The 17958-nt window shown below is 47.0% G+C and carries 18 protein-coding genes; 5 read left to right on the top strand and 13 right to left on the bottom strand.

Going from position 1 to position 17958, the window contains the following annotated elements; genetic code table 11:
• Window positions 1-9: 9 nt before the first annotated feature.
• The 3 genes from DW819_RS11845 to DW819_RS11835 form a co-directional block, all read right to left on the bottom strand.
• Entirely contained in the window at window positions 10-2619 is a 2610-nt protein-coding gene (locus DW819_RS11845) for a cation-translocating P-type ATPase (protein WP_118733486.1), read from the bottom strand.
• Between the two features lie 108 nt (window positions 2620-2727).
• On the bottom strand, window positions 2728-3588 hold the full coding sequence (locus DW819_RS11840; protein WP_118733464.1) for a hypothetical protein: 861 nt from the start codon (window positions 3586-3588) through the stop codon (window positions 2728-2730).
• 266 nt (window positions 3589-3854) lie between these two features.
• Window positions 3855-4391: an HD domain-containing protein gene (locus DW819_RS11835; RefSeq protein WP_118733485.1), complete on the bottom strand. Its 537-nt coding sequence runs from the start codon at window positions 4389-4391 to the stop codon at window positions 3855-3857.
• Window positions 4392-4620: 229 nt separating this feature from the next.
• Between DW819_RS11835 and DW819_RS11830 the strand changes: the two genes are divergently transcribed.
• Window positions 4621-5385, top strand: coding sequence for a hypothetical protein (locus DW819_RS11830; protein WP_118733463.1), 765 nt, complete (start codon window positions 4621-4623; stop codon window positions 5383-5385).
• Window positions 5386-5465: 80 nt separating this feature from the next.
• On the opposite strand, the gene malQ is transcribed toward DW819_RS11830, so the two are convergent.
• Together malQ and DW819_RS11820 are read right to left on the bottom strand one after the other, a co-directional pair.
• Complete coding sequence (gene malQ / locus DW819_RS11825; RefSeq protein ID WP_118733462.1) at window positions 5466-7022, bottom strand: 4-alpha-glucanotransferase; 1557 nt, start codon at window positions 7020-7022, stop codon at window positions 5466-5468.
• A gap of 13 nt (window positions 7023-7035) precedes the next feature.
• Window positions 7036-8409, bottom strand: coding sequence for an MATE family efflux transporter (locus tag DW819_RS11820; protein ID WP_347560203.1), 1374 nt, complete (start codon window positions 8407-8409; stop codon window positions 7036-7038).
• A 154-nt stretch (window positions 8410-8563) separates the two neighbouring features.
• Here DW819_RS11820 and DW819_RS11815 point away from each other — a divergent pair, with 154 nt between their 5' ends.
• Entirely contained in the window at window positions 8564-8794 is a 231-nt protein-coding gene (locus tag DW819_RS11815) for a hypothetical protein (RefSeq protein ID WP_118733461.1), read from the top strand.
• Between the two features lie 88 nt (window positions 8795-8882).
• Here the strand turns inward: DW819_RS11815 and DW819_RS11810 are convergent, their stop codons facing one another.
• The 8 genes from DW819_RS11810 to DW819_RS11775 form a co-directional block, all read right to left on the bottom strand.
• Window positions 8883-9452 (bottom strand): NUDIX hydrolase, encoded by a 570-nt coding sequence (locus tag DW819_RS11810; protein WP_118733460.1) that lies wholly within the window; start codon window positions 9450-9452, stop codon window positions 8883-8885.
• A 60-nt stretch (window positions 9453-9512) separates the two neighbouring features.
• Window positions 9513-9923, bottom strand: a complete 411-nt coding sequence (locus DW819_RS11805) for a hypothetical protein (protein WP_118733459.1) — start codon at window positions 9921-9923, stop codon at window positions 9513-9515.
• 274 nt (window positions 9924-10197) lie between these two features.
• Window positions 10198-10887: a LytTR family transcriptional regulator DNA-binding domain-containing protein gene (locus tag DW819_RS11800; RefSeq protein ID WP_118733458.1), complete on the bottom strand. Its 690-nt coding sequence runs from the start codon at window positions 10885-10887 to the stop codon at window positions 10198-10200.
• A gap of 321 nt (window positions 10888-11208) precedes the next feature.
• Window positions 11209-11373 carry a hypothetical protein gene (locus tag DW819_RS15800; protein WP_207665309.1) on the bottom strand — a complete coding sequence of 55 codons (165 nt, stop codon included), beginning with the start codon at window positions 11371-11373 and terminating at the stop codon, window positions 11209-11211.
• Window positions 11374-11568, bottom strand: coding sequence for a hypothetical protein (locus DW819_RS11795; protein WP_118733457.1), 195 nt, complete (start codon window positions 11566-11568; stop codon window positions 11374-11376). It abuts the gene before it with no gap.
• 207 nt (window positions 11569-11775) lie between these two features.
• Window positions 11776-12552, bottom strand: a complete 777-nt coding sequence (locus DW819_RS11790) for a hypothetical protein (RefSeq protein WP_118733456.1) — start codon at window positions 12550-12552, stop codon at window positions 11776-11778.
• Between the two features lie 393 nt (window positions 12553-12945).
• On the bottom strand, window positions 12946-13143 hold the full coding sequence (locus DW819_RS11785) for a hypothetical protein (protein WP_147353174.1): 198 nt from the start codon (window positions 13141-13143) through the stop codon (window positions 12946-12948).
• Between the two features lie 410 nt (window positions 13144-13553).
• Entirely contained in the window at window positions 13554-14729 is a 1176-nt protein-coding gene (locus tag DW819_RS11775; protein ID WP_118733454.1) for a hypothetical protein, read from the bottom strand.
• Between the two features lie 328 nt (window positions 14730-15057).
• On the opposite strand from DW819_RS11775, the gene DW819_RS11770 reads away from it, so the two are divergent.
• The 3 genes from DW819_RS11770 (at window position 15058) to DW819_RS11760 (ending at window position 17592) form a co-directional block, all read left to right on the top strand.
• On the top strand, window positions 15058-15474 hold the full coding sequence (locus tag DW819_RS11770; RefSeq protein WP_118733453.1) for a hypothetical protein: 417 nt from the start codon (window positions 15058-15060) through the stop codon (window positions 15472-15474).
• A complete protein-coding gene (gene tnpB / locus DW819_RS11765) occupies window positions 15468-15809 on the top strand; it encodes an IS66 family insertion sequence element accessory protein TnpB (RefSeq protein ID WP_118733452.1) in 342 nt (113 codons plus the stop codon). The genes DW819_RS11770 and tnpB overlap by 7 nt, the downstream gene beginning before the upstream one ends.
• Window positions 15810-15951: 142 nt before the next feature.
• On the top strand, window positions 15952-17592 hold the full coding sequence (locus DW819_RS11760) for an IS66 family transposase (RefSeq protein ID WP_118733451.1): 1641 nt from the start codon (window positions 15952-15954) through the stop codon (window positions 17590-17592).
• Window positions 17593-17958: the final 366 nt, after the last annotated feature.

The following is a 17958-nucleotide window of genomic DNA, read 5'->3' as shown; positions in this document are numbered from 1 at the left end:
ATGCACAGTCTAAGATACTGCTTCGGCCAGCATTTTTGCGGACTGGAGCACCAGTGTCGGTACAAACGCACAGACCAGCACTGCCGCAAGCTGCCGTACGCTTAAATCTGCCACTGCAAACATAGCCTGCAGCCCCGGTAAAAACAACACCGCTGCCAGAAGCAGCGTTCCCGTTTCAAAAGCCATCACACTCCACATATTGCTCCAAAGCCCCAGATAAAGAACAGATCTGCTGCTCCTGCAATTAAATCCGTGAAGCAGCCTTGCCAGCGTCAGTGCCGAAAATGCCATTGTGCTGGCTGTTCCAGCTCCTCCGGTTTCCATCCCTATCTGATAAGCAGTCATGGTAGCCCCTGCGATCAGGATTCCCTGCACCAGAAGACGCCACAGAAAGGAGGGCGTCAGGATTCCTTCCTGCGGATTCCGCGGCGGACGGTCCAGAAGTTCTTCCTCCTGTGGCTCCATTCCGATCGCAATGGCCGGAAGTGAATCCGTCAGCAGATTGATAAACAGCAGATGCACCGGAGCAAACGGCATCGGCAATGCAAGAACGGAAGCATACAGCACGCAAAAAATCCCGGCCATATTTCCTGACAGCAGAAACTGTATCGCATTCCGGATATTCCGGTACACATTCCGGCCATTTGCCACTGCCTTGATCATGGTGGCAAAATTGTCATCTGTCAGGATCATGGAAGCTGCATCCTTGGATACTTCCGTTCCCATCATTCCCATGGCCACACCAATATCCGCCTTCTTCAGTGCCGGGGCATCGTTTACACCATCTCCTGTCATAGCCACGATCTGTCCCCGGCGCTGCCAGGCTTCCACGATCCGGATCTTGTGCTCCGGCGATACCCGGGCATAAACCGCAGCCGATGACAGCTTTCTGTCCAGTTCCGCATCCGTCATCTGATCCAGTTCCTGTCCTGTCACCACCAGATCTCCCGGTTCCCAGATTCCGAGCTTTTTCGCTACCGCAAATGCGGTAACCGGATGATCTCCCGTAACCATGACCGGGTGGATGCCGGCTTTTCTCGCCGTCAGCACTGCCATCTTCGACTCAGGTCTCGGCGGGTCCAGCATGGCGGCCATTCCCAGAAAAACACCGGAATTTTCCAGTTCCGGGCTGCAGGCCTGCATCTGCTCTAACGGACGGTACACTACAGACAGCACACGGAGTCCGTCAGCTGCCCATTTCTCATTCTGCTGCCGGAGCTGCTTTTTTTGCTCCGGCGTCATGAGCTTTATTCCCTGCTTTGTCAGGATCCTGTCGGTCCGTTCCAGAAGCACATCCGGAGCGCCTTTTGTAAACAGCACAAAACCTCCGTCGCAATAATGCAGCGTGCTCATCCGCTTTCTTTTGGAATCAAACGGCAGTTCCCCGAGACGGGGCATCTCCCTGCGGACCGCCTCCGGTGAAACCTCTGCCCGCAGCGCCATTTCCAGAAGCGCTGCTTCTGTCGGATCACCCGTGCAGACACCTTCGTGCAGTACCGCATCGTTATCCAGGACCGCTCCATATAAAAAATACCGCTGTACCGGATCATACAGCTTTAGCTGCCCCGGCGAAAAAACAGTTCCATCCACCAGTATCTGCTCCACCGTCATGCGGTTTCTGGTCAGGGTGCCGGTCTTATCCGAACAGATCACCGACACACAGCCCAGGCTTTCCACCGCCTTCAAATCCTTGATAATGGCATGTTCCCGGGCCATCTGCTGGGTTCCCATGGCCTGGACAATGGTCACGATAGATCCCAGTGCTTCCGGGATAGCCGCCACAGCCAGCGCCACCGCAAACATCAGGGCTTCCAGCACACCTGTCCCCCGGTACAGACTTAATCCGAACACCAGCGCACAGATTCCAAGGATCAGCGCTGCCAGATGGGTGCTGAACTGATCCAGACTGATCTGCAGAGGTGTTTTCTTTTCCTTTGCCGAATTCATAAGACCGGCGATCTTTCCGAGCTCCGTCTCCATGCCGGTAGCTGTCACCACAAAAACGCCCCGGCCGCCGGTTACCAGGGAGCCGGTGAATGCCATATTGGACTGATCGCCCAGGGGAGGCTCTGCTTCCGTCTTCAGTACGCCCGACCGCTTCTCCACCGGCAGAGACTCTCCGGTCAGCGAGCTCTCATTCATCTGAAGATTGTGGCACTCCAGCAGCCGTCCGTCTGCCGCCACCAGACTTCCTGCATCCAGCAGCACAATATCTCCCGGCACCAGCTTCGCCGCTGGAATTTCCCGCTCCCGTCCATCCCGCAGTACCCGGGCAGCCGGTGCAGAAAGTTTTTTCAGGCTTTTCAACGATTTTCTGGCCTTTTCATGCTGGATCGTTCCCAAAACCGCATTCATCGTGATGACCGCAAAGATGACCACCGCACTTTCCCCACTTCCGGAAAGAATGGAAATGGCTGCCGCCGCGATCAGAATCAGCACCAGAAGATCCTGAAACTGCTCCAGAAAGACCTGCCAGGTCTTCTTTCCCGGATACTCCTGCAGTGCATTCTCACCATATTGTGTATACCGCGCTTCTGCCTGCCGCGTCGAAAGCCCGGACCGGCTGCTCTCCAGCCCGCGCAAGGCTTCCTCCGCTGTCATCCGATACCATGTTTTCATTTCGCCACCGCGCTCCCGGAGATTTTCAGGTTTCCGCGCGCTCATACAAAATCTGCCGGGAACCGTTCTTATCTATGAGTATGTATCTGCCAAGCTGTTCAGTACCTTTTATTTTCTCCGGTCATTCGCTTTCCGCAGCTTCCGGCCGATCCACAACAGCGCCAGAACAAAAAGTCCTCCCACAAAGAAAACAACTCCGATTCCCACCGCGACCAGAAAAATCCTGGTTACCTTTTCCAGATATTCCTGCAATCTGGATTTTCCGTGGAGCGGCTGCTCTTTTGGCTCTTCACCCTCTGCTTCTGGCATCTTTTCCAGCGTTTCTGTGACCGCCCCTATCGTCTCCGGCACAGTTTCTTCCTGCCCTTCCTCGTTCAGTTCCCCGTCTGCGCCGCCCCGCTTCAGCTCCTGCCACCGCTCCGTTTCTACAAAGCCCTCATACTGCACCCGCCAATCCCGAAGCAGCCGGTTTCCGTACGCCATGGCATCCCGGCACACGATACCGTCTTCCTTCTCATATGGTGTGCCGGTCCAGACAATCTCCTTTACCTCGTATTCTTCTGTCGAAAGTCCCATGCTCTGAAGCAGCTCTGTTCCATACTGCTCTGCCAGCTCTGTCAGCTGCTCCGGCTCTTCCAGATCTGTTTTCTTTACCGTTATCTCCCCCAGCTGATATGCTCCGGCTCCGTACTCATAAAATGTTATCGGAAAGGAAAAATCATCCTGCCAGTAAGCCGCTTCTTCTACCCGGCCCACCGCCTGACATGGAACCATTTCCCCGTCATGGCCTGCCAGGACAGAAACCATAATCTCCTCCGGAAGCGCTGCCTCATCCTCGACCGCTTCGTATGTTACTTCCCGGTGCACTGTTTCCGCGCGCACCTCCAGACAGCCAACCACACCCATCTGCACCAGAACCAGTGCCGCCCAGAGTGCCGTCTGGATCCCTTTTACTGCATCCTCAGTCACTTTATCCCTCCATAATCCAATTTTCCTGTTGCCCTTACCAGTCAGTTTTCATTTCTGGAATTCCCTGCCGCGAACGGGCCGGGTTGTCTGCACATACCGGAACCGGCGAACTGTGCTGAATGATTCTTACCCTTTATTCTACTTTGGGCCGGAACACACGTCAAGCGCATTCCAGCCCATTCCTTTTTTCTCTGCCGCATGATTCGACAGACATGCGTTTCTTACTGCTGACACCATCCATATACGAAGCAGCAGCGCGATGATGCTCATCTGGTTTCATATACCAGCTGATACAGCCGCTCCAGCTCCTGAAATGCTGCCAGATCCTTTAAATCCTGCAGACCATCCAGAATTCCGGCCAGATACCAGCGATGGCTTTCCCGGTTCTTTTCATTGAACCGCTGCCAGATCTCATCCCCGATCACCATGTAATCCCGGGCCGTGCTGCGCATATTGCTGAGCTTGTCTCCCAGCGTCAGCAGCTTCACCTCGCGGGAAGCCTGCTTTAAATGCTCGATCGTACTGGCCTTTCGTTCCCTCCAGGTCCGCTCCTTGTCCTCACTTTCCTCCTGCACCAGGGACAGGATCCGGCCGCCAAAGGTCCGCTCCAACTCCTCCGGCGTCACACTGGTATCCTCCAGCACATCATGAAGATATGCCGCCGCAATGACCTCCGGGTCATCTGTCATCTGCGCCACAATGAGCGCCACCTCCATAGGATGATAGATGTAAGGGATCTTGCTTCCCTTCCGCATCATGCCCTCATGAGCTTTTGCCGCAAAAACCGCTGCTTTCTGAATCATTTGTTTATCCCCGTTCATAGACTGCTTTCCTCTTCTGCACAAAATACTTAATCTGATTGTAACACACTCCCCGACTCCCCGAAAGGGGCAAACTCATATTTCACTCATGGAATCGTAAGAAAAGTTATCTTGTAAATCCGTCGTTTTTCTGCTATGCTAATGAACAGATTGTAACTGTCCAGGCGACAGATCATCGGGCATTTTGCCTTGCGATAAAAGGAGTTTTTTTATGGAACAGAATCAGCAGTCCACATCCCGCCGTGACCATCGGTACCGCAGGAAAAAACAGAGTGAATGGCCTCACATCCTGTTATTTTATGTGTTTCCCTTCCTTGTATTCAACAGCATTTTATTTTTCTGTCTCACCACAAAGCCCAAGCTCAGTGTTGTGGTAGAGGACACCAACGACTACCTTTCCACCAACGTTGTCCTGACCGTAAAGTCGTTCTTTCCGACTAAATCCGTCAGCATGACCCTGGACGGAGAACCGCTGGAGCTGGAAAAAGGCAGACACCGTACATACACCGCCACCGTTTACAAGAACGGTTCTGTCGAAACCTCCGTTGTCAACTTAAACGGCATGCCGGCTACCGTATTTGAACATGTCAATGTATTAGATGATAATCCGCCTGAATTTTCCAGCACGGACATTCAGGACGGCGTAGTTACCCTCACGGTAGCAGACAGCCAGTCCGGCATCAACTTTGATTCCATCTACGCACTGAATTCTGCAGGTGAGCGTGTGGAGCCGCTGAGCGTTGACCGTGCCGGCAACACCCTTTCCTTTGAAATGGACCCGGCAGGACTCCATGTCTTCGCCCGCGACAAAGCAGACAATGAAGTACAGGGCACCTTCACCTCCCACAAGGAGGGCAATGTAGAAACTCTGGAGGGCGGCGCAGTCGATCCGGAGTCTGCCGAGAGTGGTGAACAGCTCCCGGATGCAGAATCCGATGCGACATCCGGAACCACAGAGGTTTCCCTTCAGCAGTAACACACAAATCTGAAACAATATTACCAAAACAAAACGCACAGAACCTTCGGGAACCATTTCCGGGTCTGTGCGTTTTTCTGTCATGCTTTCTGCAATTGTTCCGTTTCTTTTAGCGGGCCGGATTTCTCTTTTTTCACCCGACCATAGGTCTCTGCCATCCCCCGGCACTTTGCCAGAAGCTCCGGCGTCAGATCATCCTTCTTCATACGCCAGCGCCAGTTTTTCCCCAGCGTAGACGGCTCATTGGTGCGGGCCCAGTCCCCAAGTCCCAGATAATCCTGAACCGGGATCACCGCCAGCTTTGCCACACTTGCCAGTGCGAGGCGGATATAATCCCAGTGGATCTCGCCCTCCGGCGTATATGGATTGCCCAGATATCGGATCGCAAATGCCTTAGCATCCGGCTCTAAGCTGCGGTACCAGCCCTGCAGCGTCATATTGTCATGGGTCCCTGTATACACCACACAGTTTTTCGGATACCGGTGCGGCAGATAGCTGCTCTCACCACTGGCATCAAACGCAAACTCCAGCACCTTCATGCCCGGAAAGCCGGTCTTTTTCACCAGTTTCAGCACCGAAGGCGTCAGAAAGCCCAGATCCTCTGCAATGATCGGAAGCTTGTCAAAGCGTTTCTTCATCGCCTTAAACAGTTCATAGCCAGGTCCCTTTTCCCAGTGGCCAAATTCGGCGGTCCTGTCCTTTGCCGGAATTGAATAGTAGGCATCAAATCCACGGAAATGATCCACACGCACAACATCATACAGACGGAAGCTGTACTCCATGCGGGACAGCCACCATGCGTAATCCGTTGCCTTATGATGCTCCCACCGGTAAAGCGGATTGCCCCACAGCTGGCCGGTCGCGGAAAAGGCATCCGGCGGACATCCGGCAACTGCCTCCGGCTGTCCGGCTTCATCAAACTGGAACAGCTCCGGATGAGCCCAGCTGTCTGCACTGTCCATGGCGACATAGATCGGGATATCACCGATGATCCTTATGCCGCGCCCGTTTGCATAATGCTTGAGCTTTGCCCACTGCTCCTGAAACTCATACTGCAAAAATTCATAGAACAGGATTTCCTCCCGGCAGGCTTCCCGGTAAGCCTTCACCGCCTCCGGCCTTCTGGTACGGATATCCTCATCCCATAACAGAAAGCTTTTTCCGTCAAAATGATTCTTTACTGCCATAAAAAAGCAGTATTCTCTGGTATCTGCCGTAAGTGCGTCCGCAAAAAACTCCATCAGCTTTTTATCACTGCGGCCCTTTTTCTTCTGCTGCTCTCTCCAGCGCCCAAAGGCCCTTTTCAGCAATGGGAAGCGGTGAAAATACTGCTTCTCATAATCAATATCTTGCGGATCCGTTCCAAGATCTGCAGCGTCACACTCCGCCTTTGTCAAAAGTCCCCGCGCGATCAGCTCCTCCAGATCGATAAAATACGGATTCCCGGCAAATGCGCTAAAGGACTGATAGGGCGAATCCCCATATCCGGTCGGCCCCAGCGGCAGGATCTGCCAGTAACGCTGTCCCGCCTCTGCCAGCTGGTCTACAAACGCATATGCCTCCTTTGAAAATGCTCCGATTCCATACTCCGACGGCAGACTCGCCACCGGAAGCAGCATGCCACATGCCCGTTTCATACTCCGTTCCTCCTTATACCTGACGCACCCGCGTCGAAAATCCCTTAAACCTCCACACAAACACGATCAGACGGAAGATCCAGTCTGCAAACATGGCGTACCAGATACCCAGAACGCCCATGTGAAGTCCCATTACAAATACATAGCTCAGTCCGATGCGGAATGTCCACATGGAAAACACCGAAACCAGCATGGTAAACCTGGCATCCAGCCCGGCACGCAGTGTATTTGGCAGCGCAAAAGCCAGCGGCCAGAGCACCATGCCAAAGGAATGGGCCAGCAAAAGCTTCTGCGCCAGATCCGATGCCTCCGGGGAAAGGTTATAGATTCCTACCACCTGACTCCGGAAAAATGCCATGCATGTGCAGATCAAAAGCAGCAGTCCGTAGTTTACCGCAATGACTTTTTTCGTGTAAGCCTTCGCCTGCTCCGGCTCTCCGGCACCCACACACTGACCTACAATGGTGATCAGGCCCAGCCCAAGCGCCACCCCCGGCAGATACTGGAATGTCACCAGATTTGTTGCTACCGCATAGCCCGCGATAGATGCCGTACCAAGCGTGGAAACCAGACTCTGCAGCGCAATCTTTCCAAACTGGAACATGCCATTTTCCAGGCCGCTCGGAATTCCCACGGAAAGGATCTTTTTGATCATATCCGGCTGAGGGATCAGCTGGGACAACCGGTTTACCCGGATACTGTTTTTCGGGCTGCGCACCAGAAGCACCATAACCACTGCCGCAAACATACGGGAGAGCAGGGTAGGAATTGCCACGCCCTCCACACCCATGTGAAGTCCGAATACACAAAGGGCATTGCCTGCCACATTGATGGCATTCATGGCCAGGGAAACCTTCATGGAAACCTTGGAATTTCCCATGGAACGAAACAAAGCCGCGCCGGAATTATAAAGTGCCAGAAACGGATATGACATGGCAGTGAACCAAAAATACGTTGCCGCATTGTCCATAACCTCTGCCTCGACTGAGCCAAAGATCAGCCGCAGCAGATGACGGTTTCCGATAAATGCCGCCGATGCGATTAAAAGAGAAAGAACCGCCGTGATCAAGACCAGCTGTCCCGCTGCACGGCACGCCTGGTCCTGCCGCTTCTTTCCTATATATTGAGCACAGACCACTGCACCTCCGGTAGCCATGGCTGATAATACCTGAATGACCAGCACGCTGATGGAATCCACCAGCGCCACGCCGGACACTGCCGTCTCTCCGACAGCCGCCACCATCACAACATCCGCCATGCCTACCAGCACCGCCAGCAGCTGCTCGACTAGAAGTGGTCCGAAAAGCCGGACCATATCCTTTCGTGAAAACATACCCATTTTCTTATCCTCTGTTTCTACCGCATCATACGGGAATTTCAGTTTCATAACAAATTTATGATACCTATTTTGCCTTAAATTTACAAGTATTACTTTTCAGGGAACCGATTCTGGGCTATACTAAAGAATGTTGCCGGCCAATTCAAGGCCGGCAACGATATCCGCTCTGACAAAAATGTTTGAAATAAGAAAGTGAGACACTATGATCAATCCAATGAAGCTTATGAAAATAAAAAACGCCTGGTCCCGCTTCGCGGCAAACCATCCGAAATTCCCCCTCTTTCTCAATGCCATCGTAAAAAAGGGCATTCAAGAGGAAACCATTTTTGAATTTAAGGTTACCTATCCGGACGGTCAGCAGCTCGTCACCAATATGCGCCTCCGTGCGGAAGATATCGAGCTCTGGAAGGAGATTTCCGAAGCCGTGCGCTAAACTGTTTTTTTCAGTCAGTCCGCTGCGCCGGACGCTTCACCAACGTGCTCATCGACTGCACTGGCGCCGCTCTGATCTGGGTTCTGGTTTATCTTTTCTCCCGCCCTTCCAGAATATCCAGAGCTGCATAAAGCGCCGCCACATGTACTGCCTGCTCAAATGTTCCTTTCCGCAGTGCCCTCCGCGCATCCTTTACATCCATAAACTCCACCGCCACGTCCTCCATCGCATCCAGATGCTGTGCCGCCACCCACTCAGCATCCGTCGCGAGATAGCAGTACGCATATGCGGTGGAATTGGCCGCATTCGGCGCTGTTTTCATCAAAAACTCCAGATGTCCGGCCTGATAGCCTGTTTCCTCCAGAAGCTCCCGTCCGGCAGCCACCTTCGGATCTTCCCCTTTTTCAATCGCGCCGGCCGGAAGCTCCAGCAGCACCTTCTCCACACCATGACGATACTGGCGCACCAGCACCAGACGCTCATCCTTTGTCAACGCAACCACCACTGCAAAGTCCGGATCCCTTCTGATATAAAATGGTTCAATGATCCGGCCATCCGGAAGTTCACAGCGCGATGCCTCCAGCTGCACCCAGGTATCCTGAAAGACAATGTCACGCTTCAAAACCTTCCAGGCCATATCGTTTCTATTTCCGCTCATGAATAAGCCTCCCATCTCTGAAATACTTTTTTGATATGCTTTCTCTGCGTTTTTTGTTTTTTACAGCGAATACTCCTGAATTGCCGCCACGATCACATTACGCTGATACCTCACAGTCACCCGGCAATTGATCTGCATCCGCTTCGGCAGCGGGCTCTCATCCCGGGCCTTCACCCCCACCAGCGGCTTATGGAATTCATTCGCCGCATCGATCACAAGATCCATCCATTCCCTGTACTCTTCATACATCTCCGCAAAAAGCACCACACAGCTGCATGTCTCAATCCTTCGCCGCAGCAGCAGCCGGCGCCGTTTCAGCTCTACCCCCTCCAGTTCATCATTGTACGTCACCGAATCATCCGTCCATTTGAAATAGTTTGTCGTATTTAGCCACTCGCTCACAGTCTCGTAAATCTCACGATGATCCTTCGAACGGCTGACCACAAGATGTCTGTCCTTCAGTGCTGGCATACTCATTCCCCCCATTAGTGAAAAAAGACAGCCGTTACTGTTTACGAAATAAGTAAACCATAACGAAGCTGTCTTCTCGTAATTTGATACTCCTATTTTACCGCACTTTTCTAAAAAGGAACACCCGGCTGTCAATTTTTTTTATTATTTGTCACCTTTCAGCGCAATGTTTTCTGCTTTCGCCATAAAAAAGAATGTGCCTTTGCGCCGAGTGCGCATCCTCGCGGAGCGTTTTTGTATGATAGGAGGCAATTTCCTATCATACAAAAAACGCTTACCAGCCAGCCGCCATACGCTGCGCGATCTTTTCCCGGTACTTCGGGCTGATGCGGAATGCCTCACCATTCTTCATGTAGACTGTATGACTCTTCACAGACTCCACATACTTCAGATTCACCAGATAGCTGACCTGCACCCGCACAAAGTTATAATCCTGCAGAATCTTTTCGATATCATCTAGCTTTCCGCGGATCAGCGGCTTATTGCCATTTTTCATATAGACATCAATGTAATGATTCCGGCTGGCCAGATACTCAATCTCATTGACATCCCAGACATGATACTTTGCCCCCTCCTGCACGATCACCTGCGTAGCGGAAATCTTTCTTTTATAGGAAATAATCGCCTGCTCCAGATCCTCATCCAGATTCGTTTTACGGACAAAATATAACGGATTCGTATCAAATGATGCAAACACCTTGTCATCGTGTGCAGATACAAACACGACTTCATCGAAACGGCCGGAATTCTTCCACTTTCTCGTAATACGAATGCCATCCTGCTCCGGCAGCACAATATCCATAAAGGCCAACTGATACGTCTTATCACATGCCTCCAGCTGTGCCAGGCTGTTCATACGGTCTACCTGAAACTCCAGACCGTACTTTTTAAACAACGCCTCCACCTTCATCTGAATAAGCTCTGATAAGATCTTATTATCATCAAAAACCAACGCATTTTTCATACTTTTTCTTCATCTCCCAACGAAGTTCACGTTCTTATGAATGAAACGAACTCATTATACTAAAGGGAAATCCCTTTGTAAAATGTATTTCGAAGATTCGGAAGTTCGCACAAATAATATGAGAGATAATGGAAGAAGATGGAAAAATTGCCATACAAAATCAGGGCTTCTGATCCCGCAGCGTGACCCGATACGCCCATACCAGTATCGAATACTGATACGCAGCCTGTTCGTACAGCCGGATCCGATCTGCTATTTCGGTCTCCGTAATCCACCTTTTCGCCGCAATCCAAATCCATGCAGATAGATTTCAAACGGCAATTATTCCCTGCTCTCAAACATATTTTTTTCTAATTCATCCAATAATGCATCCATTTTTATGTAATCCTGCATTTCTTCTGTTGAAAACTCCTGCATTTTTTCTTTGAGTAATCTCTTTTTTTCCAGTAACTGCATGCACTGCCAGATTTCTTTCAGCGGTCTCAATCAGAACTCCAAGGCCTCCTCCATATATCGTCCCTTTTCCGTTTTTCCATATATCATTCCATCTTCCCGCCACTCCATATGTTCATCATAATCCTCCATGGCTGGATCTACGAAGCCCTTCTCACCTAAAAATTGTATACATTTATTACAGGAGAATAATGTATGCCGGATTATAAGAACATCATTATCAAACATTATGCGCTTTCTCTTTCAGGAAGCGAAATTGCCTGACAGCTGGGTGCAAGTAAATTGGGAGTGAACGACTTCTTAAGAGCATTTGATAAATGCGAGTCACCTGTATCCAGTCTTTCTCTATGCCATGCATAGACGGCCTCAACTGATATTTCCAGTATAACAATGCCTTCTGCGCACATTCTACTGAATTGCAATTTTTACACCCTCTTACCACTCAATTTCTTCCGGATACTCCAGTTTCGGATCTTCCAGTTCATGAATACTGCAATGATAAATCATCGCTGAATCTTCCAAATCCTGCTTTAATCTTTTATAAGAATCTGACTGCTTAAGGAAACGCTTTGCAATGTTGCGAATCTTGTCTTTTCGTTTCTCCACAGCCGTTTTCAAATACTCAGCATTGCATTTATATACATACTGCTCTATATAATCCCAAAAAAGAAATGTATAACAGTTTTCTTTCAATTTCATCAGTTTTTCTAACTCTTCATCCCCAATTACTTCTGCCAATGCACTAAGAATTGTCACAGATAATTTATCTATGACTGCCTTGTCTCGTATGTAGTCTACATAAGAGAATACCGGAAACATTTCTGTTTCCTCGTTCCTTTTTGCGCAGATTCCATAATCACGCCGCGCCCGGACGTAAAGTTCTGACGATGATAATGCCACAAACAATGCTTCAGGAAATAAGAGATTCACACTAAAATGCACTTCTGTTTTTGGCATTTTCATAGAATGCCATTTCATCATCTCATCATGAACTCCGTTATCAACCTTCTTCGCATCACGATATCCCATAAAAGCATGCCTTATCTCATAACACACACTGAGAAGCATATTTTTAACAGCATAATACTCATCGCAAACGTCCTCTTCCAGACCGCTCATTCTATGGATACTGTCCACGATCTCATAGAAATCATCATAATCACCTTCTAAGGTAATTCCCGTAAGTTTTTCTGTTGGCTTTGCTGAAATCATAGCTGGTCTCCTTTGTCTGATAAAATAGTTTGTAATTGCCGCACTGTTCTAAATTCACTGCTTATAATGATTTAATCAGCATACCACTTTTCTTTGCATCCATGTAAATATTTTTCAATTTTCTTTTCATGTTGCTCCCGATCAGAATGTTATATGGCAGATTATCTCCGCACTCTTTTAAGAATCTTGTCACATCATTCCATATCGCCTCAGTTATCTAAAGATTTTGCTCATTATAATTCAATAAAATCAATGAATTTTAATGTCCGGTAGAATTTACCACTGCACTGGAATTTACTTTTTCAAGTCAGCAGAAAATGTTATCATTATTATCTTTTTATATTTAAATAATAAATATAACAAAATTGTAAAAACTAATATAATGCATATTTTTTAATAAAACCAGAAACCTTTACCTGATATTTCATTAAACCTTTCTGCCACTTGTTCTAACTGCTCCCGCTCCGTAGCAGTTGTCATAGTCAATGTAATGAAAGCATCCGTCATTTTCAGATTTATGTACTGTTTATACTCCATCATTTCATTTTTATTATTTTCGGAGTGTATCACTTCAAATTTAACTTTACTCATCGTTGAAAATTCATCCGCTATTTTATCATAGGCTTTCCTGAACATCCTCTGATACTCGCCAAATGACAGATTATCCGTGTTACTATAATTTAATTGATGCAAAAATTGATTACTGGCAACATTGGTTGGGCACTGGAATTTAAAATTTCAAGTCAGCTTAGGGCATTATCAACTGTTGTCCGTATTTATGCCCTTGCCGGAGAATTCCTTTGCGAATGGTCAAAAGCAATAAGAAAGAGCCAGTGGTCCACGAATCCGAAATATCTGCCGGATAATTATAAAGGATTTACCCAGTGGAATGGTCCTTACTATATTCAAAAATCGCAATGACAATCTTCCCATATATTCATAGAAACATACTTGGTCATGGGTTACTTGGACGAGTTTGAGTTCCTAAGCCTCATTCTACATTAACTCTCTTTCTCGCGCCGTTCAAACATTTTATCAATATCTTCTGTAGACGCTGACGTCATGTCCGGCGTTATGCCTGCTTCTTTCATTTCTTCTAATGAAATTTTCTGGTTTATCACGTTTGACTTCGATATAATCATATCTGTCACCAACCAAGTCAAAAACAATAATATTATACTGAATGTAAAAATTGCTCCAGCAGTTATCCATTTATTGGAATTTCCAATTTCCCCAAATACTCCCAATAAGTATCCAACTCCTATATAAAAAAAGGAAATCTTATTCAAATAGCTCGTTCTATATGCTTCCTTAAATGCTTCTTCTTTATAATTAAGTTCTTTTGTTTCTTTATCATATGTAATGATTCCTCCGTCACCAAACTTTCGAATAACATCCACTCTTTTTGTTGAAACAGAAAACAACAATAACAGCAGCGCACCAGTCACTTGTAAACTAATTGCCCCAATATAAACTAATGTATTTATCTCCGTTATTATCCCCACTCTGTTTTGTCCCACAGTTCTTTGTACTTGAAACATTAATTTAATTCCATTTTCGCCATAACTGCTTGCAAGAGCCATTTCTTCTGCAACTATACAATTTAATTTATAAGAATACTCAATCGGAACACTTTGTATATCTGTATAAAGAACTTTTAGATTCAGGCCCGGCAACTCCATAGGCCCATTTCCCTTTTGAGCATAAATCTCACGCAAACATTTCCAATATATTTCTGGCACTTGAAAAACCTTAACTTCATCATTACCAATCAATACATATGGATACTCTATACTCAAATTTTTTTGATTTAAAAAATAAGAATAATCCTGATCTGGATTTATTTCAGATAATATTGCTACCCATTCTCTAAGTACTGCTTCATCGAACTGAACAACCACATTATCTGCATTTCCATTTCCAATATTGGTTAATGTTAAATCTAATTGCGAGTATTCTATATTCTGTTTATCTTCGCCTTCTTTCCATCGAAACTCAATCATAGGATTTTTCTCTAACGTATCTATTTTTATACATGGCAAATACGCGCTATTTCTTGTTTTCACATTATCTTTGAATGCCAAAATAGCTACGAACAAGCCGATTATTGTTGCTATCTTATACAAAAATTCTATAATTTCATTATTCCTTTGTAAAAATCTCTTGAAATTTTCCATCCACCCTCCCACATATTTCGCTCATCTAAAAATTCCCCTATATAAACGGGCTTCCCCCTGTATACGCCAGACATAAAACCAACACACAAAATTGTCACAGATTTCTGAATCTTTCAATTCAAGCACAACATCTGAATTGGAATAAATCATTTTACTAATTTCTAACAAATATTCCTTGACTTTTATTCCATTGTTAAAGTAAAGCGTAAGCGCTTAAATTCTGGGTAACTAGCTATCGTCTTCCAAATACCTCATAATGATTGTAAGTAGATTTTTACTCCATTTTTATGGTAGAAAGTAAAAATTCACTCTACTTGGAGGATTTATTATGAGTTGTAAACGTGCTTCAAAACGTTCCCTGGATGAATGGATGGAAATGGTGACAGCCTGCAGGCAAAGTGGTATGACGGATGCGGACTGGTGTGCAGAACACGGAATTGCTCCCAGCAGTTTCTATAATGCAGTTACCAGGTTGCGAAAACAGGCCTGCCAGATACCAAATCCGATAAAAAAAGCCAGTACTCTGGATCTTACATCCCGTAAACAGGATGTGGTCCGGATTGCTATAGAACCGGAGAATTCTCCGGAAGAACTGCTTCCAAATCCCATGGACAGTTCTATGTACCTTGACAATTCATATACAATTGAAATCGAAACGAATGGGATACTGATTCGCATGAGCAATTCTGTCCAGCCATCTCTTTTAAATCTGTTGCTGAATGCACTGAGGAATCCTGTATGTTAGCGGATATTTCAAACGTCGATGCTATTTACATTGTATGTGACAGAACGGATATGCGTAAATCTATTGATGGCCTGTGCGCGATTATTCAGGATCAGTTTTCCATGAAGCTTGATCATTCACTTTACCTTTTCTGTGGTCGCAAATGCGACAGGATCAAAGCAATTCTGAAAGAACCGAATGGGATTGTCCTGATCTATAAAAAGTTGACGGCATCCCAGCGTTCTTACCGATGGCCAAGGAATAAATCTGAAGTGCGGAATCTCACATGGAGGGAGTTTGACTGGCTGATGTCTGGCATTGATATCGAACAGCCAAAAGCAATAAAAACCACCTGATCCAAGACTAAAAAAGTGCACATAAAAGTGCTGCTTTTCCTTGTATTTTCGGCACTTTCAGGTCTGTTGGAAACGTTGTTTTACTGAGCTTTTCCTGCTCTTTTTGGTATAATAAAGGTATCAAAAACAGGAGGAGAAAACCGTGGCAGACAGTTCCAAAGATCTCCAGCTGCGTGAGCTGAAAGATATGATCACCGATCTGAAACAGATGATAAAAACGCTTCAGGCAACTGTCGATGCTGCCAACAAACGGGAAGAAGAACTTATTCAGGAACGTGATAACCTGAAAGATGAAATCGCACTTCTTCGTAAGAAGTTATTCGGTTCTTCCAGTGAAAAATCTCCTGTTGATTTTCCAGGCCAGCTGAATCTTTTTAATGAAGCGGAAATGGAACAGAATCTGGCTGCCATCGAAGCTGAGAAACTCTCAGATTCACTTGCTGAATCCGCAACAAAAAAGCGTAAATCCAGAACCACAGATGCAGACCGCTTTAAAGGAATCCCAATCACCCGCAGATACTTTGATCTTTCAGATGAGGAAAAAGTCTGTCCTGTTTGTAATACCCCATTGAAAAAAATCGGTGAGGAGTTTGTGCGCAGGGAACTGGTTTTTATTCCGGCTAAGCTGCGTGTGATTGAATTCTACAGTATAAACTATGCCTGTCCCAACAATAGCGAACATGCGCTTCCTGTTATCCGAAAAGGAAAAGACGGAAAACCACACATGCTTTACGGAATGGCATCTGCGAATACCGTTGCATGGGTTATGTACCAGAAGTTCTGTAACAGCATGCCATACTTCCGTCAGGAAAAGGACTGGAAACAATACGGAGTCTCTATTACAAGAGCAACCATGGCAAACTGGGTGATCCGTAATTCCCAGGCATTTTTCCTTCCGATGTATGAATACTTTCATCGGAAACTTTTAGAGCGTAAATTCGCAATGGCAGATGAAACTCCCTTGCAGGTGTTACAGGAACCAGGACGCCGTGCACAGACCAAGTCTTATATGTGGCTGTTTCGCAGTGGAGAAGATGGAGAAGCGCCAGTCATCATTTTTAAGTATTCAGAAACCCGTGCTGGTGACACTGCGGTTGAATTTCTTCAGGGTTTTAGAGGATACCTGATGTGCGACGGATACAGCGGCTACAATAAGGTTCCAGATGCAAAGAGAACAGCTTGTTGGGCACATATCCGCAGGTATCTGACAGACGCCATTCCCAAAGGGAAAGAATTGGATTACTCCCAGCCTTCTGTACAGGGAATCATGTATATCAATCAACTTTTTCATATGGAAGAAGTGATCAAAGCGAAACAAACTTCCTTCGATGCTATCAAGAAGGCTCGTCTTGAAAAAGAAAAGCCGATAGTAGAAGGCTTTTTGTCGTGGCTTGATAAACAGAACCCTGTACGTGGATCCAGAATGGATAAAGCAGTTACCTATATCAAAAACCGCCACTCCTATCTTGCAACTTACTTTGAAGATGGCAGATGCAACTTTTCCAATAACCTTAGTGAAAACGCTATTCACCCATTTACTGTAGAGCGGAAAAACTGGCTGTTTTGCGACACACCAAATGGGGCACAGGCAAGTGCTATCGTATACACGATGGTAGAAATGGCAAAAGCGAATGGAGTAAACGTCTACCACTACCTTACCTACCTTCTTGAACATCAGCCCAACGATAAGATGAGCGATGAAAAACTGGATGCGCTGGCGCCATGGAATGAATCTGTCAAAGCGGAAATCGCACAGCGGGCAGATGACGTAAACCAGCAATAATCGTATATGAATTGTCAAGGTACTCCGGTCACTGAAAGGTGACCGGGAATTTTTATATCAGCGGCTAAAATTTAAGCGCTTACCATCAATACAGTACGAGGAGCCGATGCCAGCGCAATCATCTACAGTGTTACGGAGACCGCCCGGGCAAATGGCCTGAATGTCTACTACTACATAAAGCATTTACTGACAGAGTTGGCGCAGGTTGTTCGTGCTGATGGAAGCATAGATGAAAAAGATTTAGAACCACTCATGCCATGGTCAAAAGACCTTCCGGCTGAGTGTTACAAGCGCCGCAAATAAGCGGCGGAGACCGTTTCAAGTTTTGTGTAAACGTTAAAAACTGATATAAGATTTGTGAATAGT

It is taken from the genome of Clostridium sp. AM33-3, from assembly GCF_003480315.1.
Classification (GTDB): Bacteria; Bacillota; Clostridia; order Lachnospirales; family Lachnospiraceae; genus Brotaphodocola.
Note: the sequence above shows the minus strand (reverse complement) of the source record. Positions and strands in the feature narration are given on the sequence as shown.

Coding starts and splice junctions, on each gene's coding strand:
- DW819_RS11845 (WP_118733486.1), bottom strand. CDS start 2,619: ATGAAAACATGGTATCGGATGACAGCGGAGGAAGCCTTGCGCGGGCTG.
- DW819_RS11835 (WP_118733485.1), bottom strand. CDS start 4,391: ATGATTCAGAAAGCAGCGGTTTTTGCGGCAAAAGCTCATGAGGGCATG.
- DW819_RS11830 (WP_118733463.1), top strand. CDS start 4,621: ATGGAACAGAATCAGCAGTCCACATCCCGCCGTGACCATCGGTACCGC.
- malQ (WP_118733462.1), bottom strand. CDS start 7,022: ATGAAACGGGCATGTGGCATGCTGCTTCCGGTGGCGAGTCTGCCGTCG.
- DW819_RS11820 (WP_347560203.1), bottom strand. CDS start 8,409: ATGAAACTGAAATTCCCGTATGATGCGGTAGAAACAGAGGATAAGAAA.
- DW819_RS11815 (WP_118733461.1), top strand. CDS start 8,564: ATGATCAATCCAATGAAGCTTATGAAAATAAAAAACGCCTGGTCCCGC.
- DW819_RS11810 (WP_118733460.1), bottom strand. CDS start 9,452: ATGAGCGGAAATAGAAACGATATGGCCTGGAAGGTTTTGAAGCGTGAC.
- DW819_RS11805 (WP_118733459.1), bottom strand. CDS start 9,923: ATGCCAGCACTGAAGGACAGACATCTTGTGGTCAGCCGTTCGAAGGAT.
- DW819_RS11800 (WP_118733458.1), bottom strand. CDS start 10,887: ATGAAAAATGCGTTGGTTTTTGATGATAATAAGATCTTATCAGAGCTT.
- DW819_RS11795 (WP_118733457.1), bottom strand. CDS start 11,568: ATGTTTGATAATGATGTTCTTATAATCCGGCATACATTATTCTCCTGT.
- DW819_RS11790 (WP_118733456.1), bottom strand. CDS start 12,552: ATGATTTCAGCAAAGCCAACAGAAAAACTTACGGGAATTACCTTAGAA.
- DW819_RS11785 (WP_147353174.1), bottom strand. CDS start 13,143: ATGAGTAAAGTTAAATTTGAAGTGATACACTCCGAAAATAATAAAAAT.
- DW819_RS11775 (WP_118733454.1), bottom strand. CDS start 14,729: ATGGAAAATTTCAAGAGATTTTTACAAAGGAATAATGAAATTATAGAA.
- DW819_RS11770 (WP_118733453.1), top strand. CDS start 15,058: ATGAGTTGTAAACGTGCTTCAAAACGTTCCCTGGATGAATGGATGGAA.
- tnpB (WP_118733452.1), top strand. CDS start 15,468: ATGTTAGCGGATATTTCAAACGTCGATGCTATTTACATTGTATGTGAC.